General features: G+C 53.2%; 18 protein-coding genes. 13 read left to right on the top strand and 5 right to left on the bottom strand.

What is annotated here, in order from left to right; translation table 11 throughout:
• Nucleotides 1-18: 18 nt before the first annotated feature.
• The 3 genes from FHS90_RS02295 to FHS90_RS02285 all read right to left on the bottom strand — a co-directional run bounded on the left by FHS90_RS02295 (nucleotide 19) and on the right by FHS90_RS02285 (nucleotide 4,775).
• Entirely contained in the window at nucleotides 19-1,437 is a 1,419-nt protein-coding gene (locus tag FHS90_RS02295) for a PQQ-dependent sugar dehydrogenase (RefSeq protein ID WP_343049548.1), read from the bottom strand.
• A gap of 134 nt (nucleotides 1,438-1,571) precedes the next feature.
• Nucleotides 1,572-2,111, bottom strand: coding sequence for a hypothetical protein (locus FHS90_RS02290; RefSeq protein WP_182511453.1), 540 nt, complete (start codon nucleotides 2,109-2,111; stop codon nucleotides 1,572-1,574).
• Nucleotides 2,112-2,231: 120 nt separating this feature from the next.
• Entirely contained in the window at nucleotides 2,232-4,775 is a 2,544-nt protein-coding gene (locus tag FHS90_RS02285) for a M14 family metallopeptidase (RefSeq protein ID WP_246386566.1), read from the bottom strand.
• A gap of 326 nt (nucleotides 4,776-5,101) precedes the next feature.
• On the opposite strand from FHS90_RS02285, the gene FHS90_RS02280 reads away from it, so the two are divergent.
• From FHS90_RS02280 to FHS90_RS02220, 13 genes are all read left to right on the top strand, one after another.
• Complete coding sequence (locus tag FHS90_RS02280) at nucleotides 5,102-6,979, top strand: CocE/NonD family hydrolase (RefSeq protein ID WP_182511451.1); 1,878 nt, start codon at nucleotides 5,102-5,104, stop codon at nucleotides 6,977-6,979.
• 281 nt (nucleotides 6,980-7,260) lie between these two features.
• Nucleotides 7,261-7,872, top strand: a complete 612-nt coding sequence (locus tag FHS90_RS02275) for a hypothetical protein (protein WP_182511449.1) — start codon at nucleotides 7,261-7,263, stop codon at nucleotides 7,870-7,872.
• A 303-nt stretch (nucleotides 7,873-8,175) separates the two neighbouring features.
• Nucleotides 8,176-8,931: a hypothetical protein gene (locus FHS90_RS02270; RefSeq protein ID WP_182511447.1), complete on the top strand. Its 756-nt coding sequence runs from the start codon at nucleotides 8,176-8,178 to the stop codon at nucleotides 8,929-8,931.
• Between the two features lie 130 nt (nucleotides 8,932-9,061).
• Nucleotides 9,062-9,934 (top strand): hypothetical protein, encoded by an 873-nt coding sequence (locus FHS90_RS02265; protein WP_182511445.1) that lies wholly within the window; start codon nucleotides 9,062-9,064, stop codon nucleotides 9,932-9,934.
• 24 nt (nucleotides 9,935-9,958) lie between these two features.
• On the top strand, nucleotides 9,959-10,633 hold the full coding sequence (locus tag FHS90_RS02260; protein WP_182511443.1) for a response regulator transcription factor: 675 nt from the start codon (nucleotides 9,959-9,961) through the stop codon (nucleotides 10,631-10,633).
• 177 nt (nucleotides 10,634-10,810) lie between these two features.
• Complete coding sequence (locus FHS90_RS02255) at nucleotides 10,811-12,130, top strand: sensor histidine kinase (RefSeq protein WP_182511441.1); 1,320 nt, start codon at nucleotides 10,811-10,813, stop codon at nucleotides 12,128-12,130.
• A 1,251-nt stretch (nucleotides 12,131-13,381) separates the two neighbouring features.
• The gene (locus FHS90_RS02250; protein WP_182511439.1) at nucleotides 13,382-14,101 is read left to right on the top strand and encodes an ABC transporter ATP-binding protein; all 720 of its coding nucleotides are present in this window, start codon (nucleotides 13,382-13,384) and stop codon (nucleotides 14,099-14,101) included.
• An 11-nt stretch (nucleotides 14,102-14,112) separates the two neighbouring features.
• Nucleotides 14,113-15,357 (top strand): ABC transporter permease, encoded by a 1,245-nt coding sequence (locus FHS90_RS02245; RefSeq protein WP_182511437.1) that lies wholly within the window; start codon nucleotides 14,113-14,115, stop codon nucleotides 15,355-15,357.
• A gap of 384 nt (nucleotides 15,358-15,741) precedes the next feature.
• On the top strand, nucleotides 15,742-16,992 hold the full coding sequence (locus FHS90_RS02240) for an ABC transporter permease (protein WP_182511435.1): 1,251 nt from the start codon (nucleotides 15,742-15,744) through the stop codon (nucleotides 16,990-16,992).
• Nucleotides 16,993-17,279: 287 nt separating this feature from the next.
• On the top strand, nucleotides 17,280-18,386 hold the full coding sequence (locus FHS90_RS02235; protein ID WP_182511433.1) for an efflux RND transporter periplasmic adaptor subunit: 1,107 nt from the start codon (nucleotides 17,280-17,282) through the stop codon (nucleotides 18,384-18,386).
• Between the two features lie 448 nt (nucleotides 18,387-18,834).
• Nucleotides 18,835-19,941, top strand: a complete 1,107-nt coding sequence (locus FHS90_RS02230; RefSeq protein ID WP_182511431.1) for a DUF3616 domain-containing protein — start codon at nucleotides 18,835-18,837, stop codon at nucleotides 19,939-19,941.
• Between the two features lie 360 nt (nucleotides 19,942-20,301).
• Nucleotides 20,302-21,195, top strand: a complete 894-nt coding sequence (locus FHS90_RS02225; RefSeq protein WP_066834538.1) for a carboxypeptidase-like regulatory domain-containing protein — start codon at nucleotides 20,302-20,304, stop codon at nucleotides 21,193-21,195.
• Between the two features lie 47 nt (nucleotides 21,196-21,242).
• Nucleotides 21,243-22,130 (top strand): carboxypeptidase-like regulatory domain-containing protein, encoded by an 888-nt coding sequence (locus FHS90_RS02220; RefSeq protein ID WP_182511429.1) that lies wholly within the window; start codon nucleotides 21,243-21,245, stop codon nucleotides 22,128-22,130.
• Nucleotides 22,131-22,233: 103 nt separating this feature from the next.
• On the opposite strand, the gene FHS90_RS02215 is transcribed toward FHS90_RS02220, so the two are convergent.
• Nucleotides 22,234-25,284, bottom strand: a complete 3,051-nt coding sequence (locus FHS90_RS02215) for a serine hydrolase domain-containing protein (RefSeq protein ID WP_281367858.1) — start codon at nucleotides 25,282-25,284, stop codon at nucleotides 22,234-22,236.
• An 82-nt stretch (nucleotides 25,285-25,366) separates the two neighbouring features.
• On the bottom strand, nucleotides 25,367-26,422 hold the full coding sequence (locus FHS90_RS02210) for a S66 peptidase family protein (protein WP_182511427.1): 1,056 nt from the start codon (nucleotides 26,420-26,422) through the stop codon (nucleotides 25,367-25,369).
• Nucleotides 26,423-26,607 lie beyond the last annotated feature (185 nt).

Here is a 26,607-nt window from a genome sequence, read left to right as displayed (position 1 = left end):
CCGCCGCGGGCGGAAAGATTACTCCTGTACGGGCACCAGCCGGAAGATTCTGCCGGGGCTTTCTACCGCCACGTACACATAGCCGTCTGGGGCCATGCGCACATCCCGCACCCGGCCAATATCCTGCAGCAGCCGCTCCTCCCCTTCAATGTTGTTTCCGTTCACTTTTAACCGGCTCAGAAACCTGAAGCTCAGTGACCCCACCAGCAGATCGCCCTTCCAGCCTTTATATCGGTTACCGGTAACAAAGGCCATGCCTGACGGGGCAATGGAGGGCACCCACACTTTGATGGGGTCTGTCACGCCCGCCTTCTGCTGAAGGTCTGAGATTTTGAACCCGTTGTAGTTGATGCCATACGTGACCTCTGCCCAGCCGTAGTTGGCGCCTTTCCGGATGATGTTGACCTCATCCCCGCCTTTGGGGCCGTGCTCGTGCAGCCAGATCTCACCCGTCTCCGGATTTCTGGCCATGCCCTGGGCGTTCCGGTTGCCATAGGTGAAAATAGAGGGCATGGCATCTTTCTGGTCCACAAACGGGTTGTCTGCGGGTATGGAGCCGTCTTCTTTGATGCGGTGGGTCTTGCCCGCGTGCACGCTCAAATTCTGCGGATTGGTCTTGGTGCCGCCCCGGTCCCCCATGGTGAGGTAGAGAAAACCATCGCGGCCAAAAGCAAGCCGGCTGCCGTAGTGGTGGCGGGTACGGTCATAGGGCTGGGCTTCAAAGATTACCTTCTGATCCTGAAGTGTGTTCCCTTGCAGCCGGGCCCGCATCACCGCCGTGGTAGAAAGGGTTTGCCCGCCCTCCCGTTTCACCGCAGAGTAAGACAGGAAAAGCGTCTGGTTCTTGCTGAAGTCAGGGTGGAGTTGGATATCCAGCAGGCCGCCCTGCCCCTGCGCCAGCACTTCAGGCGTTCCCGCCACCTTCTGCAACTGCTTTGCCTGGGTGAAGCGGTACAGAGTGCCGCTGCGCTCAGTGATCAGCATGTCACCGTTGGGCAGAAAAGCCATGGCCCAGGGAACCTCCAGCCCGGTGACCACCGTGTCCAGCCTAAATCTGAATTCCTCAGACTGGTAAACGGCACCTTTGCTGAGGTCTGGCGTGTTGCCCAGGCTTTTCTGAGAATTGATCCCGTTTCTGAGGTAGGCCACCAGCAGGTTGATTTCCTGGTCGGTGAACGTGGTGTCATAGGCGGGCATTCCCTCCTGGGGGTGGCCAAACTTGATAGACTTGAACAGATCTTTAGCAGAAGCCCCGTGCTGCCATTTTCGGTTCACAAACGTCTGCAGTTCTCTGCCGTGGCAGCCGCCGCAGTAGTTCACATAGTTGGTACGCGCTTTGTCTAAATCTGCCTCAGAAAGTGCTTGTTCCTGTGGGGCAGCAGCGTCATTGCCCGCTGTAGAGGTAGACCGGGTGCAACTGGTGAAAGTGAACAACACAACTTGTATGAAAGCAAAAATTCTAGCGTAGGAAACCATAAAAGTGCATCTGTGAATTGAAAAGCTTTGTTGATGAGCAACCGGAGAAAAAGGTTTTGGCCCGTCTACAGACATTCTCTGTACTGAAATCAATACTATTTTGCAGGCTTTCTTATGCTGAACGCCAGATTTTGTTCCTCAAAGCGTAATGTGTCATCAGCTACAATTGCCTTAGCTCCTAACTGGAAGTCTGTATCTATATCTAAGAAAACCGTATCTCCAGAAATTGTATACTCTCCAAAATACTCAGTCTCTCCAAACTTATAGTATTGGGTGATTTTTAGGTTATTATTGGACTTAAAATCCATCTTAAGACCATGACCGAATTGTTCATTGGTGGCAATAAAATACGTTTTTCCAAATCCTTTACTTGACCGGTGATAGATATGGATAAAAATGACACTGATAAACAAGATAGCTGTGCAGGAGGGAAGATAAGAAACAACGCCATCGCCGTCATCATATCTGCGGGTGTCATTTATAAGATAGGCAACCGCCAAAATGCAGAGAATTAAAAACGGAATAGTAAAGAGTACCTCTTCCAGCCAAAGATTAGGCTTTATAGACCTGAATTGTATCAGACTACAGCAAATGCCTAAAAATAAAGTAATCTTGAAAGAGGTTCTTTTCATCATTCTTATGAAAGAAGGTAAAGGTAACCCAAACTGTTAGCGTCTGTTTTTGGCCTACTATCTGAAAAATATGCCAAAAACAGACGCCCTACATCAAATCAGGCGTAAGTGGCCGCTGGCTATTTACTGCCCCACCATGAAAACCGCATTCCCGAAGAGCAGTTTCCCGCCCTGCCAGAACGCCCTGAACAGCGGGTTGTCTACCAGGTACACCACTTGCCCGCGAGCAAGCCCCTGCACCCCCAGCACCAGTCCGTTTTCCAGCTTCGCCCCCACTTTGGAGCCTACAAAACCGGTGGCGGGGCCTTCCTGCTTCACCACGCCCACGTTCCAGCCGTCTTTCAAATACTGCGGCAGGCTGGCGGTTCTGATCAGGGCTGCGTACGAGTTGCCGTAGCCAAAGGCCAGCGGGTGCGTGTTGTCTAACGTCACCCTGAAAACGCTTCCCTGCACTTCTTCTGAGATAGACTCCCGCTCCCGGTCTGCATAGCGCTTCAGGTCTTCTTCTGTTGCTTCTTTCTTGCCGGAGGAAGCCGGTTCAGCCGCCTTTTTTTTCACCGCAAAATCAGGCTTGTCAGCTAAGAAGCTCACCGCACTCTCCATGGCAATCAATCGGCCGCCGGCCCGAACCCAGTCTTTCACCTTGCCCAGCGTTTTCTCATCCAGTATTCTGCTGTAAGAGCCGGTGGGCAGAATGAGCACATCAAACTCGCTCAGCGGAACACTGGCAAAATAGTCAGCGCCCAGCACCGTCACGGGGTAGCCTATCTGCTGCTCAAAGTAATGCCACACCTCGCCAAAACCGTACGCTGAGACCCCTTCACCGGTCAGCAGCGCCACGCGCGGCGCCTTGATGTGCCTGATATTCCTGGACCCGAAGTCTGAGCCGGAGGTGACAAACCCTGTAGCGGCCGTGGCCAGCTTGATACCCAGAGAATCTGCCGCGCGGGTTACCAGCTGATCAAACCGGGTGCCTAAGCTCTCATTTCCGGCCCGGGTGATCACCAGGGAGCCCGCGGCAAACGTTTCCTTGTTCTGTTCAAACGGAACTTCAGAATACCGCACCCGCACCTTGGCTTTGAGTAAGGTTGCCAGAAATTTGATGTCCTGCACCCCGTTCCACTTGACCAGGTACGCATACGCTTCCGGCACCGCCGCATTGGCAACACTGGCCACGGGTTTACTTTCTTTCATGGCCACTTTAGACGTAAGGGCTGCTCCTTTCAGGCCGTACGCATACGGCAGGGACCACGCAGTAATGTCATAGGTCACAGAGTCTTCCAGGCGGGCATTGGGCTCAAACAACACGTTCAGCAGCGTTGACTTGGGCTGGTACGCACTGATCACCAAATCTCCGGCGGCATACTTCACGGTTTCGTTTTTGCCGGTCTGGTAGAGAAACCCCTTCGCGGTGCCTGCGCTGCCGGCGTACCCGTACCTGATCTGTTGCCGGTCCAGGTATTCAGTGAGCTCCCTGAGGCGGCCTTCCTGCCCTTTCATGGCAAACACATAGCTGCGGTAGGTGCCAAAGGGTCTGCTCTGGGCGTCTGCATAGAATTTCTTAAACTCCTTCACCACCTGGTCTGCCTTGTCTGACATGGCTTCAACGGTAGCCAAACTGGCGGCGTGGTGGTGGGCAATGCGCTGCCCCAGGGTAAGGCTATCGCCGTCAGATTTCTGGATCACCACCCCCGCTCTGCCGCTGCCGCCCTGCTCATAGGTCATGGCAATGGCGCCCTGGTAAGTGGGCCAGGTGTCACCGTAGCTGGGGTAGAAAAGGTCAAAATTCTCGCGGGTGAAGTACAGCCAGTTGTTCCTGTCAAAGTATTTTCGGTTGTATTCACCTATAAAGTTCTGGGCCTCGCGCTGCCAGGGCGTGATAGCATCATGGTACGGCTTCGCCGAAGGCGCAAAGTAATACGGGTTGTCTACCGCCTGCTCATGGAAGTCTGCATGCAGCTGGGGCATCCATTGGTTGTAGACCACCGCCCGCTGCTTTGACTCCACCTGCGTCTGCCACGCCCAGTCGCGGTTCAGGTCAAAGTAATAGTGGTTGGGCCTGCCGCCTGGCCACGGCTCCTGGTGCTCCCACGCCCAGGGCGAGGCATTAGGCTGCTGGTTTCGAACTCGGTTGTACCACTGGGTGTAACGCTCCCGGCCGTCTGGGTTCACACAGGGGTCTACCAGCACCACCGTGTTCTCCAGCCATTTCTGGGCCTGCGCGTTAGAGGGGTCCAGCAGATCATACAGCACCTGCAGCACCGCCTCTGAGCTTACCGCCTCATTGCCGTGAATGTTGTAGCTGAGCCAGACAATGGCCGGCTGCTTGCCGCCCGTGGGCTGGCCGACCAAAAGGCCGGTGTTCTTCAGGTTGTTGCTTTTGATCTCGTCCAGCCGCTGCAGGTTGGCCGGGCTTGAAAGCGTAGCCAGCAGCAACGGACGGTTCTCATACGTATGGCCGTAAGTCTGCAACTGCATCTTCTGCGGGTTCTGGGCCGCAAGGTACTTCACGTACTCTACCAGACGGCTGTGATACGTGAACTGGTCCCCCAGCTGGTAGCCCAAGAACTGGGCAGGGGTTTGCAGCGTGCTTTGGGCGGAGGCCGTGAAAGACCAGCAGAAAAACAAGGCCAGGCAGTACCAGCGCTTGTTACAGAAGTTCATCATGACAGGGTATGGGTGCAAATGTTTAAACCAAGCTACAAAGTGGGAAAAAATACGCAGAACCCCAACCTGCGTTTTCGGGCTGTTTTCTGAAAATCAGGTCAAAAACAGAATTTGCCCCCTGCCTCTGAATTGTTTAATTTCCGCCCCTCAGAGCATGTTTACCTTTTGAAGTTGCAAGCGACCAGGGCAGCGTAGCGTTTTGCCAGGGCGGCCTTGAAGCCTTTCACCAGCCCTATCAAGGGGTGAAGGCGGGTGCTGACCACGCCCCTTTGCCGCCCAAAAGACAAACTGTAAACCGGCTCACCCACCATTCTTAACAAAACCGTATGAAAAACTTACGTTGGCCCAGCCTGCTGTTGCTGCTTTTTTTTGCCGCCACACAGGTGTCAGGTCAAGCCCTCTCAGACTCAGCTTATATCAGACAGCACTACACTAAAACCGAGCACCAGATCCCCATGCGCGACGGGGTGAAGCTGTTTACGGTTGTCTACGCCCCAAAAGACAAGACTCAGAAATACCCCATCATGCTCAACCGTACGCCGTATTCAGTGGCACCGTACGGCGAAGCCAAGTATAAAACCAGCCTGGGCCCTTCTTCTGAGATGCTGCGCGAAGGCTACATATTTGCCTACCAGGACGTGCGCGGCAAGTACATGAGCGAAGGGGAGTTCATCAACATGAAACCCATCAAAGCGAAGAAAGGCAAGAAAGACGTAGACGAAAGTACTGACAGCTATGACGCCATTGCGTGGCTGGTGAAGAACGTGCCCAACAACAACGGCCGCGTGGGCCAGTGGGGCATCTCCTACCCCGGCTACTATACCACCGTGGGCTTATTGAGCAACCACCCGGCGTTGAAAGCCGCCTCGCCGCAGGCGCCCGTAACCGACTGGTTCTGGGATGACTTTCACCACCACGGCGCCTTCTTTCTGCCGCACGCGTTCAATTTCTTAACCAGTTTTGGGCAGCCAAGACCGCAGCCATCGCCTACCGGTGCCCCACGTTTTAACCACGGCACCCCAGACGGCTATGATTTCTTTCTGAGAATGGGGCCGTTGACCAACGCCAATGCCCAATACCTGCACAACAACGTGGCGTTCTGGAACCAGATGATGGAGCACCCCAACTATGATGCCTTCTGGCAGGCCATGAACATACGGCCGCACCTGACCAACATCAAACCCGCGGTAATGGTGGTAGGCGGCTGGTTTGACGCTGAAAACCTGTTTGGGGCGCTGGAGACCTACAAGACTATAGAGAAGAATAACCCCAAGGCCTACAACACTCTGGTGATGGGTCCGTGGTACCACGGCGGCTGGGCGCGCTCCAATGGCCAGACCCTGGGCAAAGTATCCTTCTCGCAGAAAACCTCAGAGTTCTACCAGCCGCAGATTGAGGCAAGATTTTTCCGCCATTTCCTGAAAGGAGACGGTAAAGGGCAATTAGCCCTGCCAGAGGCGTACATGTTCAACACCGGCGCAAACCAGTGGCGAGAATTTGCCGCCTGGCCCCCTAAAAACACCCAGGAGCGCCTGCTGTATTTTGGGCCGAATGGGAAGCTGAGCTTTGAGAAACCATCCGCCGCGGGCGGACCTTCTTATGACGAGTTCATCAGTGACCCCAACAAACCGGTACCGTTCTCAGAGGAGACCACGGTGGGCATGACCCGCGAATACATGACCGATGACCAGCGGTTTGCCAGCCGCCGCCCAGATGTGTTGGTGTACCAGACAGACGTTCTCAGGGAAGACGTGACCCTGGCGGGCGAAATCTTATCTGCCCTGAACGTCTCTACCACTGGCTCAGACGCCGACTGGGTGGTGAAACTGATAGACGTGTATCCAGACACCGCGGCGCAGAACCCACACAACCCTGCCTCGGTGAAAATGGGCGGTTTCCAGCAAATGGTGCGCAGTGAGGTATTGCGCGGCCGTTTCAGGAACAGCTATGAAAAACCAGAAGCGTTCACGCCTAACCAGGTAACCGCCGTGAACGTACCGCTGCAAGATGTGCTGCACACTTTTAAGAAAGGCCACCGCATTATGGTGCAGGTGCAGAGCACGTGGTTCCCGCTGGTTGACCGCAACCCGCAGAAGTTTGTTCCCAATATTTACCAGGCCAAGGCCGAAGATTTTCAGAAGGCCACGCACCGCGTGTACTTCACCCCGCAGCAGCCAAGTTATTTAAAGGTGAAGGTGCTTTAAAGGCATTCCGGTTTTCTTGCTGCAGAAAAGCCGCTCTAGTTGAGGAGCGGCTTTTCTGTTTTGGGGCTGTTTTTCAGAAACCAGCCCCAAAACAGAAAAGCAAGCATCTGAATTCAGCTTTCCCAACCGGCTACCTATCAACTGGGGCAGCAACAAAAAGCCCGTATTCCAGCCTTCCGGAGAAAAATTAAAAAAAAGTTAAACAAAAGCAGTTCTTCATCTTCCCTTCATCTTGACATCATAGTTTTGGCTCAGTAATCAATCATTAACACCTCACACATATGAAAAAGATGACCTTTTTAGCTGCCGCCCTTTTTGCCGCCGCTACCTCCTTCGCCCAAACCACCTCTACTGCTGTTTCACAGGAAACCAGTGCCAAAGCCACCCACGGCCAGACAGTTAGCGCTACCGCCAAAACCAATGTCGCTGGCCAGGCTTCTGAAGACGGCTCAGTAAAAGGACAGGAAATTAAAAACGCCGCTCAGGCAAAAAGAGCGGCGGCCAAGGAACAACAGGAAAAAACCAAAGCGGAGAAAAGAGAGGCCAAGGAAGCCGCTGCCAGACAACGGGCTGAGACTAAAACCAACGTGGAAGACGGCCTAGAGCAGGTACGGGAACAGAAAGATACCCATGGCCAGCAGGTGAGCACCACTGCCCAAACCACTACTGCAACCGGAAAGGAAAAAGGCCTGGCAGTGAAACAAGTCGCTACTGAAAACAAACCGGCAAGAGGGGCCAGAGCAGAAACCGCGACAGGCGCCACCGTGAAAGTGAAATCGTCGGCCAGACGCCAGACCCCAACCACTGCCAGAAAAACCAATGTGGGGTCAGCACCCGTGAAAGCCAAAGCCGGAGTGCGTACCGGAGCCGGCCTCAAAGTAGGCAAAAACTAAGCAGGCTTAAGATCAGCTGGCCCCCCCAGCGGGCACCGGCTGATCTTATGCCTTACTTTCCCCCTACCAACAATGAAATTCTACCTGCTACTCTGTCTGTTTCTGAACACCCTCTGCGCTGTATCGTATCCTGCGTATGGCTTGGGAAAACAGAATTTCTGCCAGCCTATGACCACTTGTCACCGGTAGAAGAAGACAATCCAAAAAAGTCAGAAAAAAAGGCCAAATGAAGTGCTTCTTCATCTTGTCTTCATCTTGCCTCCATACCTTTACTCCCAGCACGCCCATTTATTGTTTAGCCTTATGAAAAAGGTACCTTTACTAGCCGCCGCCCTTTTAGCCGCCGCCACCACGTTCGCCCAGACGTCAGGTGGCCTACTTACGTTTGCCTCTCCAGCCACCCTGGCCCACCAGCCGGTCACGCAAGGTCGCTCCCATACCCCATCATCTGCCGCCGCTGAGCCAGAGAAGCAAGACATTTATGTGCAGGAGATTGCCCTTGCCCGGCAAAAGGAACGGAAAGCAGAACGTGAAGCCTTCAGAGAAGAGACCAAAGAGAAGAAAGAGCACGGGAAACAGGTAAGAAAAGAACAGAAAGAGGCGCTGACGGAGATGGAGGCTTCTGCCACAGCCCTGACTGAGACACCCGAGAACGTTCTGCCGCAGGATCAGGAAAGGCCCAGAAAAAGCAAGAAAGATAAATCTTCACGCACGGAACAAGAACCCTCTAAAGAGAAAGGGGACAACCATGGCAAAGCAGTGAGCCCCGTAGCCAAAGAGGTAGCAGAAACAGGCGCAGACAAAGGGCAGGAAGTAAAAGAAGTGGCCAGTGCCAGGCGCCAGCGCAAACCTGAGAAAGTAGATGCCTCTGGCGAGGTACCCGTTGAGGCCGCCGCAAAAGTGCCCAGATCGGCTGCCCGCCCCGGGCGGGGTGCTGCCCGCGGGGCCGTGCAGGGAGCCAACACTACGGTTACCAAAACCACCGGCGGCGCCGTGAAAGCGGTCAAAGCCGCTAAGCCGGTAAAAGTAGGCGTAGGCGTGAAAGCTGGCAAAAATTAGTCTTAAAAGGAAGCATAGCCTCCAGCCGTTTCTACCCGTGAAACGGCTGGATTCATCATATTGTACCACGTAATTCGCGCAGCAGATGAAGAAAGTACTTGGATTCTGTTTTTTCCTAAGCTGTTTTTGGGTGTCTGTTAGCGTAGCCCAAAACAATACGTTGCCTGTCCCCAAAGCTGATGATCCCGCCAGGAAAGGCTGGTGGACCATAGGCCTTGAAACGGCCAACAACGCTTCTTTTTATGGCCGAAACACCGCTACCCACTATCCTTACGTGGCGCAGTCCCTCACCTATACCCATACATCAGGGCTGTGGCTCTCTGCCATGTCTTACCAGCTGTTCAACACAGAAGATGTGTTTGATGAGACAGATGTCTCTGCCGGGTACAGCTTTAAGATAGGCGAGCGGTTTGACGGCACCCTGAGCTACACCCGTTTTTTCTTCGGGCCCAACACGCCCCTGATCCAGGCTGTCACTGAGAATGCGGTTTCGGCCACCGGCCAGTATGACTGGGTCTACCTGTATTCTGGCCTTACCGTGAGTTATACGTTTGGGGGCAGCAGTGACCTCTTCACCGTACTGGACAATTCCCGCTACATTCCGCTGGAACCGCTCTGGAAGGGGAAGAAGGCCGTAGGGCTGGACCCAAAAATCAGCGTAATTGTCGGCACCCAGCAATTCTCAGAAACCTATACCGTGGTCACCCAAAACAAGAAAGACGCCTTAGACGGTATTTTGGGGAATTTGCCCAACGGTAACGGGAAAGGGAATGGAAACGGAAAAAATGGATCGGGCTCCGGCAACGGCTCTACCACCACCACCACTGAGAACAAACGCAGATTCACGGTACTCAACTATACCGTGAGCGTACCCGTGGTGTTCAGCCTGGGTAATTTTGATTTCGAGCCTACGTACCGGTACTCCTACCCCGTGAACAAACTGGAGGGCGATGAGTCTCAACCGCAGTCGTTCTACTCCCTGAATGTGAGCTACACCTTTTAACCTACCTCACTTAACACGCCCCCTATGCATGTATTGATTGTAGAAGACGAGACCGGCCTGGCCACTGAGCTGGTGCACTTTCTCTCAAAGGAGCATTACAAGTGCGACTGGGCCTCCAACGGCCGTGAAGCCTCAGAAAAAATTGCCGTCAACCTGTATGATTTCATTCTGCTGGACCTGGGTTTACCAGACTATGACGGCCTTGACCTTCTGGCCGAAACCAAAGGCCTGGAGCATGACCCGGCGGTGATTGTGCTGACCGCCCGCGGTTCTCTGGAAGACCGGATCAGGGGGCTGGGCTTAGGCGCCGACGATTACCTGCCCAAGCCCTTCTCCCTGCTGGAACTGCAGGCCCGCATGCAGGCGGTAGTGCGCCGTAAATTTAAGATGAAGTCGTCTACCATGCAGTTTCACGGGTTTGAGCTGGACAGCAGCACCAGACGGGTGCACCACCACGGCAGCGAGATTCTGCTCACGAAAAAAGAATTTGACCTGCTGCACTACCTCCTCCTGCACAAGAACCGCATCCTGACCCGGCTACAGTTAACAGAGCATATCTGGGGCAACATCCTGGAAGAGGACTATGACTCCAACTACATTGATGTGCACATGAAGAACCTGCGAAAGAAGCTGTCTGTTTATGAGCCCACTGATTTTCTGGAAACCGTGCGCGGGGTAGGCTACCGGCTCACCACCTAACCACGTCACAAAAGCCTGAAGTGGGGAGATCTGCCGGAAAGGTGCGTTGGAAGAAAGAGGGCGCATTTCTCCCCATTTCTGTTTTCGGGCTGTTTTCTGAAAAACAGCCCGAAAACAGATTTTCAATTTAGATTCTATATCTTTCACGACTCCCTGCTCGCCTATTCTAATTGATCCATGCGGTTACAAGCCAAACTGACTGTTTTCAGCGCGGTCTCCAAAATCATTATCCTGCTGGTGCTCATTCTGGTGCTGCCTACTTTGGTCAACCAGGTGGCGCTGCACAACGCAGATGTACGCCTGCAGGACAAAGAGGCCCGCATGTACCAGATTATTGAGGAACAAGGCATTGACTCTTTTATCACTGAAGAAACCGGTGATGCCTACGGCTCCTACAATCTCCTGAAGGAAGAGTTTATTTCTTTGGAGGAGATCTCTTCAGGCAGGGTGCACAACACCATTGAGAACAGCCTGCGAAAGGTAGAGAATGACATTGTGGAGTACCGCGTGCTTTCCTCCACCTTTGACCTGGGCGGAAAACGGTACCTGCTGGAAATTGGCCGGTCCCTGGCCACCATTGGCGACAACAGCCAGGCCCTGCAGCACTACGCGCTCTATTTTTTGCTCGCCGTGGTCCTGCTCACAGTGTTTGTAGACCTGGCCTTCTCCAAAATCCTGCTGCAGCCCCTCACCACCATCATCAAGCGGCTGCAGCGCATTGAACACCCCACCACCTTCACGCCTAAGAAACTGAAGACTTCTACAGACGACTTCCTGTACCTGAACAACACCATCAATGACATGATGGGGCAGATTCAGGAGGCGTTCCAGAAGGAGAAGGAATTTATTGGCAATGTGAGCCATGAGCTGCTTACCCCGGTTTCCATTCTACAGACCCGCTTAGAAAACCTGCTGGCAGACCCGGACACGCCTGAGCCCTTGCTGGTGAAACTGGTAGACAACCTGCGCACCCTGCACCGGCTAAAAAGCATCATACAGGCTTTGCTTTTGATCTCCCGCATTGAGAACGAGCAGTACCTGAAAAACGAACGGGTAGACGTGCCGCAGCTGGTAAATGAGGTGGCAGAGGAAATTCAGGAGCGCGCGGAGGCGAAGGATATTTCCCTTTCGGTACAACTCACCGGCGACTTTGTGTTCATCCCCGCCAACCACTCCCTTCTGTTCACCATGCTGTTCAACGTGGTCAACAACGCCATCAAATACAACAAACCCTCTGGCAACATTACTGTTGCCGGAAATGCCGTTGCCAAAGGTTACCAGCTATGCATTTCAGATACCGGTGTTGGCATTGCCCAGGACCAACTCCCCCACATCTTCAGCCGGTTCAAACGTTTCCATGCCCCAGACGGGGAAAGCCACGGCTTGGGCCTTCCCATTGTGCAGACCATTGCCCGTTTCCATGGGGTTGCTTTAACGGTACAGTCAGAATTAGACAAGGGCACCACCTTCTGCTTTACCTTTCCCCAGCGAACCTAAGCTGTTTTGGACCTGTTTTTGGAAAAACAGCCCGAAAACAGCTTTTGAACCAGACGCTCGCAGGTCCTCCGGACGCTACGTGGTCTTTTAAGAACTGCAGATGGTTAATGGCCAATTGTTAATTGCTAATGGTTGAAACAACGTACTGGCGCGAGACTCCTGTCTTGTGCCACGGGATGGGGCGAGTCTCCAGACTCGCCGGGAGCTGCAAGGAGATCAGCCATCTGTGGAACCCACCCCTACCCCTCCCGGGAGGGAGTTGTCTGGCATGCGCGGGGCAAGTGGCGGGTGACCGTACCTCTGCCATGCGAGTCCCTCGGCTGTCCGGGATGTGCAATCCGAGGCGCCTGCAGATCAAACGTGCCGCCGCGGGGATTGCAAATCCCCGTGTACCAGCTTCCGGATTGCAAATTTGGAAGAGCGCGATGCTAGGCAGGGCTCAACTATATGTGGCACCATGTGAACGCACATCAGGAATGCGTGTCCTCCTGTGTCAACATCCCCCTTCGCCCCCTTCAAAGGGGGAGTATCTGGTATGCGTGGGAGACAAGGCGGTGCCTGGTCTCTACCATTCTCCGAAACGCCTGAACCAGACAAACTGGCAAGCAGCAATGAACAATCAACCCTTCTGCCCTTGACTGATGTGCGCAGCACGGGCTCACCTCAGGCTAGCGGATCAGCAACGGTTACGTGCAGAGGCAGACATAACAGCACAAGCTATTATAGGAGAGGAACCCAAACCAGTCCTGGGGGTGAGCGCCTCTGTTAATACGGTGCCAAAGGCGTAGTTTTAACAGCAGTGCTCACCGCCAGGACGGGGCCCCGCGGCCGTGAGCGCTTAGCTGAAACCATGAAACAGAAAAGTGAGTGAGGCATTGAAACAAACGGGAGAGCCAGGGGAACAGCAGACTACGCATTCCTGCCACCGCCAAGGGAACAGCAAACTACACCTTCCCGCCGCAGCCAATGCCTCCTTCCTCCTCCTATCAAAACTTCCTCCTAACCCAGAAAGGACAGCCTTTACGCTTACTGCCACTTTTAGTTGTAAGAAAAACAGAAAAGCTTCGACAAATTTTAACAGAGAAGCACGCCATGTGAGGCAGAGGTTATATATTCCCCTGACACACAACAAATTCGCATTTATAAAAAACTTATACTTGCCGTCATGGCCAAGCAACCAAAGGCAAGGAAGACGCATCTTTCAAGGGGAACCGCAGCAGTAGGCGCTGCCCCATGATCGTTTATACACATATGATACAGCTCCAGGACATCCACAAATACTACGCGGTGGCGCACAACAAGCTTCACGTGCTCAAGGGCATTAACCTGCAAATTCAGGAGGGTGAACTGGTGTCCATCATGGGTTCCTCGGGCTCCGGCAAGTCTACGCTGCTCAACATTCTGGGTATTCTGGACGACTATGACAAGGGCCTTTATACCTTGGCCGGAACGCCCATCCACAACTTATCTCAGGCCAAGGCCGCCTACTACCGCAACAAGTTTCTGGGCTTCGTGTTCCAGAGCTTTAACCTGCTCACCTTCAAGAACGCCATGGAAAACGTGGCCTTGCCCCTGTACTACCAGAAAGTGGGCCGCAAAGAACGCAACAAACTGGCCATGGAATACCTGGACCGCGTGGGGCTGAAGGAATGGGCCGAGCATTCGCCCAATGAAATGTCAGGGGGGCAGCGGCAGCGGGTGGCCATTGCCCGCGCCTTGATCAGCAAACCCAAACTGATCCTAGCCGATGAACCCACCGGCGCCCTGGATACCAAAACCACGGCAGAGGTCATGGAGATCTTCAAGGAAGTGAACCGCGAAGGCATGACTGTGGTGATTGTAACCCATGAAAACGACATTGCCGAGCAGACCCAGCGCCTGATCAGGCTCAAAGACGGCGTGGTGGTAGATGACGGCCAAGGCAACAAAGTAGATGATTTTCTCACACCTGTAGCCTATTCTCAAATTTAACCCGCGCCGCTATGTTTGATGTAGACAAATGGCAGGAGATCCTGGGCACCATCCGGAAGAACAAGCTCCGCACCTTCCTGACCGCCTTTGGGGTGTTCTGGGGTATATTCATGCTGGTGCTGCTGCTGGGGGCCGGGCAAGGGCTGCAAAACGGGGTGTTCAACCGGTTTGGAGACGGCGCCAAGAACAGCATTTTCTTCTCTGGCGCTAAAACAGCGGTCGCCCACCAAGGCCTCGGCCCCGGCCGACAGATTCAGTTGACCAATGAAGACCTGGCCACCATTGCCCGCGAGGTGCCGCAGGTGCAGATCATCTCCCCGCGTAACCGCCTGTGGGGCGAATACACCATCAACTACAAGACAGAGAACGGCTCTTACCAGGTCTTCGGGACTACGCCAGACTTTCTGGAGATGAACGGCGAGAACGTGAAAACTGGTCGGCTCCTGAACGAGAAAGACATCACTGACAAACGCAAGGTGGTCATCATTGGCGAGGCTGTGCGCAAGGTACTGTTCAAAGACGCCCCCGGCATTGGCGAATATGTCAATATCAGAGGCATTCACTTCAAAGTGGTGGGGGTGTTCACCGTGAAAGGCAACAACAGCGGCCGCCGCGAAGAAAGAGCATACATTCCTTTCAATACGTTGCAGGTAGCCTACAACCAGCCCAACCAGGTCCAGCTCATGGGCATGGTGGCCAAGCCTGGCGTTAAAGCCGAAGTCATTGAGGAGAAAGTAAAGACTATTCTGGCGCAGCGCCACAAGTTCTCGCCAGAAGACGCCCAAGCGCTGGATATCAACAACAATGAGAAGGAATATGATCAGTTAATGGGGCTGTTCAACGGCATCAGCCTGTTTGTGTGGGTGGTGGGCATTGGCACCTTGATTGCCGGTATTGTGGGTGTCAGCAACATCATGCTCATCATTGTAAAGGAGCGCACCCGCGAAATCGGGGTCAGAAAAGCACTGGGCGCCACCCCCTTCTCCATCATCAGCCTCATCTTACAGGAATCCATTTTGATTACTGCTCTTTCAGGCTATTTAGGTCTGCTGACCGGGGTTGGGCTGCTGGACCTCATGCGGTATGGGTTGGAGGCTTCTGGCGCAGAGCTTCCGTTTTTTTCCAATCCCGAGGTGCATTTGGGGGTGGCGGTTTCGGCCACTGTTCTATTGGTATTGGCGGGGGCCATTGCCGGGTTGTTCCCCGCCATGAAAGCCGCCCGCATCAAACCCATTGAAGCCCTCAGGGCAGACTGATGTTAATTAGGAATGGGGAATTAGGAATTAAGAATTGGGTAAGAAAGGAAGAACAACCCTGGCTAAAGCCTAGAAAAACAGCTTCTGTTTTTGGCCTGTTTTTCAGCAATACTTCGGACAGTTTAGATGAGTAGAAAAAGTGCGTTTGTAGCGTTTGAGGGCATGTACAGGTTTAGCATCCAATGTTTTTTCTCCATTTTGGGAAATACCTAACTGCCATTTAATTACTTAAACCCCATTTATAGCCTCTAAAGCCTCTTTTTGGCTTTTAAAATTGTCCGAAGTATTGTCAGAAAACAAGCCAAAAACAGAATATCGGCCATGGCCGAAAAAAAGAAATAAGTGACTCAGGACTCTGGACTCAGAACTCAAGACTAACAATACATGATTGACATTGACAAATGGTCAGAGATTTACGCCACCGTGAAGAAGCACAAGCTGCGCACGGGCCTCACGGCGTTTGGCGTGTTCTGGGGCATCTTCATGCTGGTGCTCCTGCTGGGCGCGGGCAAAGGGCTGGAAAACGGCGTGATGAAGGATTTCAACGTGGCCAAGAACGCCATCTTCGTCTGGACGCAGCGTACCAGCGTGCCGTACATGGGCATGCAGCCTGGGCGCTACATTTACCTCACCAATGAAGACACAGAGGCCATCCGGAACCAGATTCCCGAGGTGGGCATCATCTCCCCCAGCAGCCAACTGTGGGGCACCTTCACGGTGAGCCGACTAGACAAAAACTCGTCTTTCACGGTGAACGGCGAATACCCCGAACTGCCCTACGTAGAGCCGCTCACCATTGCCAGAGGCCGTTTTCTGAACAAACTAGACATTGAGGAGAAACGCAAGATCTGCATCATCGGCCCAAGGGCGCAGGAGGTGCTATTCAAGAAAGACGAAGACCCGCTGGGCAAGTACATCAACATCAAAGGCAGCCATTTTCAGGTGGTGGGCATTTTTCAGCCGGTAGGCAAAGGCGAAGACATTGTGCAGAGCGCGCAGACTATTTACATTCCGCACTCCACGCTGCAGCAAACGTTCAACCAGCAGAACCGCGTGGGGCACTACAAATTGATTCCGGCGCCGGGCGTGGCCTCTGTGGTGGTGGAAGACAAAGTGAAAGCGCTGCTGGCGCAGCGGCACCAGGTGGCGCCCACTGATCTGAAAGCCTTCGGGTCTGCCAACGTGGAGAAGGAGTTTGAAGAGGTGCAGGGGCTGTTTGCGGGCATTGCGGGTTTCAGCTGGCTCGTGAGCATTGGCACCATCATAGCCGGGGTCATTGGCGTGGGCAACATCATGCTCATTGTGGTGAAAGAGCGCACCAAAGAGATTGGCATCAGAAAAGCGTTGGGCGCCACGCCTTGGTCGGTGATCAGCCTGATTCTGCAGGAGTCTGTGGTGATCACCGCACTGGCCGGGTATCTGGGTCTGCTGGCCGGCACGGGACTCATTGCCCTGATTGATTACCTCATGGTGAAGTTTAACGCCGAAGGTGCCATGTTCTCCAACCCCGAAGTAGACCCCAAAGTAGGTTTTATGGCCGTGGCCCTGCTGGTGGTGATGGGCGCAATTGCCGGCCTCATTCCCGCCACCAAAGCTGCCCGCGTGAACCCGGTGGTGGCCCTGAAGGACGAATAGAATTAAGCCTCAGGCGCTGGCCTCCTGTAAGGAACTGACTCTGCTTCAAGTTTGAGTGCAGCGGTAACTTGGAGCATTTATAAAGCAAGTTTTCACCTTGCTAAGGTTAGCAGAGGTACCACGCCAATTACAAACTGGCCTCATGTTAAGCCACAAGTTACGCTAGCGCTAAACTTGCGGCAGAAAAGGTTCAAACAAATAGAAAAGCTGTTTTCGGCCTATTTTCAGGAAAATAGGCCGAAAACGCAAAACATAAAAAGCAAAGTCAATATCACACCCATTCTGTCATGAAAAAAGTAATTCTTGGTTTGTTCATTGTCCTGTTCCTGGCCGGCAGCGTCTGGATTGGAAACTACTTCTACAAGAAATCTACCACTGACCCGGTGGTATACCAGACTGAAAAACCATTCGTCACCAATATTGTGAAGAAAACCGTGGCCACGGGTTCTATTGTGCCGCGCAAGGAGATTCAGATCAAGCCGCAGGTGTCGGGTATTGTGGAGGAACTGTATGTGGAGGCGGGCCAGACCGTGAAGGCGGGGCAGAAGATTGCCAAAATCAGGATTGCACCCAACATGGTGAGCGTGAACCAGGCTGAGACCGCCGTTCAGACGGCCAAAATCGCTTTTGAGCAGGCCAAGCGTGAAATGGAGCGCCAGCGGCAACTGTTTGAGCAGAAAGTGATCGCAGAGCAGGAATACAACCGCTTCGTGCTGGACTATAACCTGCGCAAAGAAGACCTGACCTCTGCTGAGAACAACCGCCAGCTGGTGAAGTCAGGCACCTCTAAGCGCACCGGCGGTTCTAACGTAATTTTCTCTACCGTAGACGGTATGATTCTGGACGTGCCTGTGAAAGTGGGCGCCTCGGTGATTGAACGCAACAACTTCAATGAGGGCACCACCATCGCGGCCGTGGCCGACATGAAGAGCCTGATCTTTGAAGGCAAGATTGACGAGTCTGAGGTGGGCAAACTGCGCGAAGGCATGGACTTGAACCTCACCATTGGCGCCATTGAGAACAAAGTCTTCAAGGCCAAGCTGGAGTACATCGCCCCGAAGGGCGTGCTGGAGGAAGGTGCCGTGAAGTTTCAGGTGAAGGCGCAGGTGCTCCTGCAACCGGGAGACTTCCTGCGGGCGGGCTACAGCGCCAACGCAGACATTGTGCTGGACCAGAAAGAGAACGTGCTGGCCATCAAGGAAGGGTTACTGCAGTTCGGGAAGAAGAGCAAAGACAGCGTGTATGTGGAGGTGGAAGTTGGTCCGCAGCAGTTCCAGAAACGCATGGTGAAAACCGGCTTGTCAGACGGTATCAACATTCAGGTGGTTGACGGCCTCAAGGCCGAAGACAAAGTGAAAGTGGTAGAAGCCGCAGCGCCTGACAAGCAGTCGTAAGTAAATAAAGTCCTTAGACAGCCCGACTTTGATTCCCCACTCTGTCCTCCTGAAAGGATCTCGGGGGCGAACGGTAGTAGCTCCTTCTAATTGCTATCTTACCTTGCCACCGGGATCTTTCCAAGATGACAAAATGTATTGTTTACTTTGTCTACTTACTATACTCAAGTGGCAGTTATAAAGTGAGATATATCGTGCGCAAAGTATTACCCACCCCTCCAAGGAGGGGAATTCTGCATTAGAGGAAAATTTCCCCTCCTTGGAAAGGTAGGGGTGGGTTCAAAAGCACTGGCAAATCCTACTTGGGTTCCTTGATGGCAGATTACGCCGTTTACATCAAACAGGAAAGGCAGCCGTTGGCTGCCTTTCCTGTTTTTGGCCTGTTTTCGGCAAAACAAGCCAAAAACGCGTATCTTCCTTCGGCGCGTGCGCCTAACCAAACCAGACTATGAAGAATTTATCTGCCCTCCTTGAACTGAGGTTCAACCCAGAACTAAGCACCAACGCAGACGGCAAACACGTACGAGACGGCCTCTCCACGGTACTGCGCACCGGCGATTATCTCTGGGTAAGCTGTGATGAGCGCACCACGCTGGAGCGCCTGAAAAAAACGGGTGAGCACACCTTTGCCGAACACGTGAGTTTTGACCTGACCCAGTACCTGGACCTGCCAGACGGGAACAACTCAGAGATTGATATTGAAGGGTTAGGTATGGCAGAAGGCTATCTTTGGCTGGTGGGCTCGCATAGCCTCAAGCGCAAGAAGCCCCGCAAGGAAGACCCTGTGGCCAAGCAGATCAAGCGGCTGGCCAAGGTCACCTCAGACCCCAACCGCTACCTGATTGCCCGCATCCCGCTGGTGCACCACCCTGAAACGGGCGAGTACAGCCTCTGCCGAGAGTGCCCTGACCCGCAGGACCCCTCCAAAACGTTGCGCGCCGCCCAGCTGCTTGGCTCAGACAAAAGCAACCAGCTGATGGATGCGATTGCCCATGATCTGCACTTAGCCCACTTTTTACCTATTCCGGGCAAAGACAACGGCTTTGACATTGAGGGGCTTGCCCTGCATGAGGACCGGATTTTCCTAGGGCTACGCGGTCCGGTATTGCGGGGCTGGGCCATGGTGCTGGAGATTAGGCTGCAAGAAACGGAAGACGGCACCGCGCTGCAATTGGCCCCCCTCACCCAAGACGGACTGCTCTACAAAAAGCATTTCCTGCACATGAACGGCATGGGGGTGCGGGAACTTCGCATCAACGGGAACGACCTCTACCTACTGGCCGGGCCTACTATGGATCTGGACGGGGTGATTTCGGTTTTCAGGTGGCGGAATGCCATGACCCAGACACAGGGGGAAGAACAGCTGGTGCACCGCAAGGACCTGGAGCGCCTCTTTGACGTACCGTACGGCAGCGGTGTGACCAGCGGCCAAGACAAAGCCGAAGGGCTGGGTGTTTATGATGACCAACACATTATCATTGTCTATGACAGCCCATCGGCCATAAGAAAACCAGAAGATGATGTGGTGGTGGCAGACGTGTACAGGGTTGGGTAAGACAGGTGAAAGCTCCTCTTAGAGATACTTCTGTCTGCCATTTTTTTTACCCCAGGTTGCAACTTACCAAAGCCCTTGAACTTACCCCCACCCCTCTCAGGAGGGAGCACTGCAGTGAGGGAAAATTCCCCTTCTTAGAGGGGCAGGAGTGGGTACTTCTTTACGCTGGGTAAGTTCACGTTGCAAATCGCAACCTGTAATTATTAATTGAATATGCTACCGTAAGAAATTTAGGAATACAGTCTCAATATCTTTTCCCAGGCAGCGTTACCATAGAGATTTCCCTCTTCACGCTTACCTGTTTCGGGGCTGTTTTTTCAAAAACAGCCCCGAAACGCTTTTAACCCAATTTTCCGCGGCATGAACAAAAAAGCATTTCTCCTGCTTTGTCTCCTTCTGGCTGTGGCCGGAACCGGCTTTGCGCAGACCAAAGGCCTGGTGGTAGACAAGGCCACCAAGAAGCCGGTGCCCTATGCCAACATCTGGGTGGAGAATGAGAACCTGGGTACCACCGGCAATGAGAAAGGGGAATTTCTTTTCCCGTCTGTTCTCCCTAAGGATAAAACGCTGATCATCTCCTGTCTGGGCTATGAGCGCCGCCGGGTCAGCGTGGTGGGCAATTACCTGAGGGTGGAACTCACGCCCGCCGCCATTTCTTTGCAGGAGGTAACGGTCCGGAAAAACACCAGGCGGCAGAAGCGAATCCTGAACAGACTGGATGCCAACACTGAGTTTACCTTTGGCAGCAACGGCGTGCCCTGGATGGTGGCGCAGTATTTCCCGAATCAGCCTACCTATACCGCCACGCCTTTTCTGGATGAGATAGCCCTGGTAACCTCCAGCAACATCAAGAACGCCAGCTTTAAAATGCGCCTCCTGCAGGTCACCGAAGATGGAAAGCCGGGACAGGACCTGCTTCCGGTGCCGCTGCTGGCCGTAGCGCCCAAGGGCATCAAAACCGTGAAACTGGATCTGAGCCAGTACAACCTGCAGCTGCCGCCCAAAGGCGTCTTTGTGGCGTTTGAGTGGCTCATCATCCCCAGGAACAGGTACCAGAACACTGATCCGGAAACAGGCCTTCCGTTTGCTTCCAGCTCTGTCTCCTATGAGCCTAGCGTGCGCAGCTACAAACCGTCAGACAAGGCGCACAACGGCTGGATCTATGACAAAGGCCAGTGGCTGAGCACTAACGTGAGCGAGGCCGAGGCCATCTCCCTGGCTAAACCGCACTTCCAGCTCACGCTGAGCGATTAATTTCTGTTTTTGACCTCTTTTTCTGAAAACAAGCCCAAAACGCGTCCATGAGAAGACTTCTCCCCCTCCTGCTGTGTCTGCTCCTGCTGGGGCATTGGGTAACTGCTCAAATTAAAGGAACTGTTACGGATAAAACCACTGGAAAACCGGTTGCCTACGCCAATATCTGGGTAGAGAACGAGAACCTGGGCGTCACCTCCTCTGAAGACGGCTCCTTTTTTTTTGCTGACTCCTCTGCCGTTGGCAAAACCCTGGTAGTGTCAAGCCTTGGGTATGAGAGGGGCCGTTTTCCCATTTCCGCTTTGCAAATGAAGGTACAGTTGCAACCTTCAGCCATTGCCTTGCAAGAGGTGGTGGTAAAGAAGAGTAAGCGGCGCAATAAGCTGGTGGTAAATAGTTTCAAGAGAAGTAAAGTTTCCCACAGCTATGGCACGTACGGAGGCCCCTGGATTGTGGCAGATTTTATACCTTACCAGACAGCCTTTGAAAACACTCCTTACTTAGATGAAATTACGTTTACCTTATCTAGTGTTATTAACCAAGCAAAATATCAATTAAGGATTTTTAAGGTAGAAGGAAATGGTGAACCAGGGAAAGACCTTCTGACCACTCCTTTGATTGGCTATGCCCCAAAAGGCAGGCGTAAATTTGTTCAGCTAGATATAAGCCAATTCAATCTTAAAGTTCCTGAATTAGGGCTTTTCATCGCCTTTGAATGGCTTCTCATTGATGAGAATAAGAATGAACACATAGTAGTTTCGCAAGGAACTCATAAAAAGACTACAGCTACTTTCTTTGAACCTTCCATCAATGCCAGGCGGTTAAACGGGAATGAAAATGTCACTTGGGTGTACCGCCAGGGTAAGTGGAGTAACAAATGGCTAAATAATAAATCAGTAAAAGGTACTATGTTCCAACTCACGTTGAGTGATTAAACTTTTTTCGGTCTGTTTTCGGCCTGTTTTCAGGAAAACAGGCCGAAAACAGAAAAGGCCGCTCTTACTTAGAGCGGCCTTTTCTGTTTTGCGTGAATCTAACCTACAGTTTGCTTTCCAGCGGGCTGGCCACCGGTCTGCCTTTGGCTTTCTCCATGGCATCATATACCACCTGCATCACGTTGGTGCGGGTATTGAGTTTGCTCAGCACTGAGCTCTCGCGGGTGGGGTGCACGCGGTTAGACAGGAAGATGTACACAATCTGGTTCACCGGATCCACCCAGCTGTAGATACCGGTGAAACCCGTATGCCCGAAACTCTCTGCCGGGGCGCCTTTGGCGGCGTTCCCGTTCTCAGAACCAGGTTTTGACGGACGGTCAAACCCAAGGGCGCGGTAGTTGTTAGGGCAGAACTGGCATTTGCTGAACGTGCTCACGGTCTTGTCAGCAATGTAGCGTCTGCCGGCGTACTGGCCGTCTTGCAGGTACATTTGCATCACTTTGGCCAGATCATTGGCGTTGCCGAACAACCCGGCGTGGCCGCTCACTCCGCCCAGCATGGCCGCTCCCTCATCATGCACCGTGCCGTGCAGCAGTTGCTTTCTGAACAGGGTATCAATCTCAGTGGGCACAATGCGGCTCAGCGGGTACTGCTTGTAGGGGTTAAATGTTAACGTTGTGGCCCCAAGCGGCTTGTAGATATTCTCCTTCAAATAGGTTTCAAACTCCTGCCCTGTGATGTTCTCCACCACTTTAGGAGCCAGAATAAAAGACAGGTCACTGTACACATACCCCGGCTTCTCGTTCAACGGTGACTCTTTGATCTGCTTGTAAATTTCCTCAGAGAAGTCTTTTCTGATGTACAGGTTCTGCGCCACCTTGGTAGGGAACTTCGCCGACGAGTCAGCGCTGAACACACTGCCTTTCAACTCGCCATTTTTCTTCACTTCCTCTTTCCAGAACGGAATCCAGGACTTGAGGCGGGCCTGGTGGGTCAGGATATCGCGGTAGCGCAGGTTCTCTTTGTTGGAGCCTTTCATCATGGGCAGGTATTCGCCTAGGGTACGGTCTACATCAAACCGGCCTTCGCCGCTCAACTTCATGAGCGCCGCCAACGAGGTGGTGATTTTGGTCACCGAGGCCAGGTCATACAAATCTGTGTTTTTCACCGGCACCTGGTTCTCATAGGTATGGTAGCCAAATGCCTTGCTGTAAATGATCTTGCCGTTCTTGGCCACCAGCACCTGCGCACCGGGGGTGGCTCTGGCCCTAATGGCCTGTTGCACCAACGTGTCTATCTGGGCAAAATCCTGGGAGGTAAGCCCCACCGCCTCTGGCTGGGTATAGGCAAAGCGCAGTCCGCCATCGGTCGTGAGGCCGTCATTGATCCGGAAGAAGCTGGATACGTTCACCGGCAGCTTGCCTTTGGCCCCTACCCCTCCAAAAATAATCTGCGCCGCCACATCCTGTGTCAGTTCGTTTTCCTGATAGGTGGCCAACACGCCATGGGCTTTTTCAATGTCTTCAAACCGGTTCAGGCTGTACACGTTGCCAAAGACACTCACCAGGGTGGGTTTAGACCGGATCAGGTCTTTCATGAACAAGTTCATTTCGGCGGTAATCCCAAACGTACCGCTGCCAGACGCTTTCAACTGCAGTTTGTGCACGCCCACTATCACCACATTGTATTCTTTCAGCTGCTCTTTCAGGAGTTGTAGTTCGGCAATGGAGCTGGTAGGAGAAAGGAAGAAATTGTCTACCTTGGTGTATTTGGCCAGACTGCGCTGGAAATCAGTCTCCAGGTGTGTGCCCATGGCCAGAGCCGCCACTTTTAACGTATCCAGGGCCTTCAGCGGAAGGATGTTCCCCTTGTTGCGCAGCAGGGTTAAAGATGCTTCTGTTAACTGGCGGTTCAGGTACGTGGCGTACGGGTTGTTCAGGTCTTCAATCAGGTTCCTGGTCTCAATGGGTTTCCAGTTGTCCAGCCCCATCCATTGTTTGGCGGCCAACACTTTCCGGCAACGGGCATCTACCTCTTCCTGCGTGATTTCTTTGTTCTTAATGGCCTTTTTAACTTCTTCAATGGTGGTCTTCACGTCCATGGTATTCAAGAGCATGTCATTCCCCGCCAGCAGGGCCTTCACATCTACAATACCGGGAGCGTAGAATTTGGCTACTCCCTGCATGTTCAGGGCGTCTGTAAACACCAATCCTTTAAAGCCCATCTCCTTCTTGAGCAGGTCCATGACAATGGGCTTTGACAGCGTAGAAGCCAGGTCTTTGGTGTTGTCCAGTACGGGTATGTTCATGTGCGCCACCATTAAGCTGCCTAAGCCGTTTTTCATGAGCTCCCGGAACGGGTGCAGCTCTACTGAGTCAAGCCGAAGTTTGGAGAAATGGATCACCGGCAGGCCGTAATGTGAGTCTACATTGGTGTCACCGTGCCCGGGAAAGTGCTTGGCATTGGCCAGCACCTTGTTGTCTTGCATGCCTTTCATGTAGGCGATAGACTTACTGGTTACATTGTATTTGTCTTCGCCGAAGGAGCGGAACCCAATCACGGGGTTGTTGGCGTTGTTGTTCACGTCTACCACCGGGGCAAAGTTCACGTGAATGCCCATACGGCGGCAGTGGCGGGCAATCTCTGCGCCCATGTCATAGATCAGCTTCTCATCCTGAATGCCCCCCAGCGCCATCTGGTACGGGAACCGCACCGTGCTGTCCAGCCGCATGGCCAGCCCCCACTCGCCGTCAATTGAGATCATAAGGGGCACTTTGCTTTCGCGCTGGTAGCGGTTGGTCATGTTAGCCTGCCGCACCGGCCCTCCCTGAAAGAAGATCAACCCACCTACTTTGTAGGTGGTGATCAGCTTGCTGATGGAGTCTATGTGCGCCTGGTTCTTGTTGGAGTACACCGGTATCATGATGAGCTGGGCAATGCGCTCTTCCGGGGTGAGGGATTTGAAGACTGAGTCTACCCATTTCTGTTTGGCGTTCAGGAACGGGGGGTCTGTCTTGGGGTTAAAAGCGGCAACCGCCGTTTTCTTGGCCGCGGGTTTAGCTGCTTTCTTGGCTCTGGTCTGCCCCTGCAGGCTCAGTGCACCTACCAGGAATACGAGTAACAGGAAGAGGGAGGGTAAACGGTATTTTTTCAAAGTAATCAAGAGTTAGGAAGTATGTGAGAATGAGCTAAAGTCTTACTTTTTTTTGCAAAAAACAGGCCAAGGCAGGAACAGGCTACACCACCGCCCCCTGCAGCAGCCTTATGGTACCGGCAGTGGCGTCTATTTCAGCCTCGGCCCCCACCGGCACGGTAAATTTGTGGGTGATGTGCCCAATCATGGCCCCTGAGAAGGCAGGCACGTGTAACGGCTGTAAATGCTGCTCCAGCACCTCCTCTAACGTGAGGGAACCATAGCCGCCGTTGCCGGGGCCACAGTCAGAGCATTTGCCAAACACCACCCCTTTCACCTGGTCCAGCACCCCTGCCAGCTTTAACTGCGTGAGCATGCGGTCAACGCGGTACACGTTCTCGTTGGTATCTTCCAGAAAGAGGATCTTGTCTTTCCAGTCTGGCAAATAGGCAGACCCTATGATAGCGGTCAGGACCGTTAGGTTGCCCCCCACCAGCCTGCCTCTGGCGGTACCGGGGGTAAGGGTGGTGATGCGGTCATTGGTAACGGTGAGGTTGTCTCCCCTTTCAACAGGGTTCTGAAAAGTAGTGGCCCCGCCTTCAAAGAGTACTTGTTTAAAAGAATCTACTGTGAATTGGTTCCATGTGGCCGCCCCCACCGGACCATGAAAAGTCACCAGCCCCGTCTTGGCATAAATAGCCACTAACAACGCCGTAATGTCTGAATACCCTATCAACGCCTTGGGATTCTTCTGGATCATCTTGTAATCCAGCAGGGGGAGCAATCGGGCGCAGCCCCAGCCCCCGTGAATGGCCAGAATGCCCTGTACGCTTTTATCGGCGAACATAGCGTTCACGTCTTCGGCGCGCGCCTGGTCAGTGCCCGCGAGGTACCCGTGGCGGTCAAACACGTGGTTGCCCAGTTTCACCTTCAACCCCAGCGCCTCCAGCGACTCTTTGGTCACCAGCACCGTTTCTTTACTGAAGGCAGCCCCGGCCGGACAGATTAAGCCCACGGTATCCCCGGCTTTCAATTTAGGGGGGAGAAGCGCTTTGTGCCCTTTTTCTGGCACAGGCACTGCAGAGAAGCCAAGCAACGGAAACCCGGCAGTGGCCAGGGACAAAGTGGCGAGCAGGCGGCGGCGTGAAAGGAGGGTCATGGTTTGATGTGTAAATGCCAGGGCGAATTTGGCTGTTAAAATAATAGGTTTGCCTGGGTCATGCGGTGATTTTTTATACTTTTTAGCAATAACCGCTTCTTTTCCTTATTAAAATTAAAAACTTGCTGATTTCTTCTATTTTTGACGGTGCTCCCAATGATCACTTAACCTTTATCTAGTCATTT

The organism is Rufibacter ruber (assembly GCF_014138425.1).
In the GTDB taxonomy this organism is placed as follows: Bacteria; Bacteroidota; Bacteroidia; order Cytophagales; family Hymenobacteraceae; genus Nibribacter; species Nibribacter ruber_C.
This window is presented reverse-complemented; position numbering and strand designations above follow the sequence as displayed.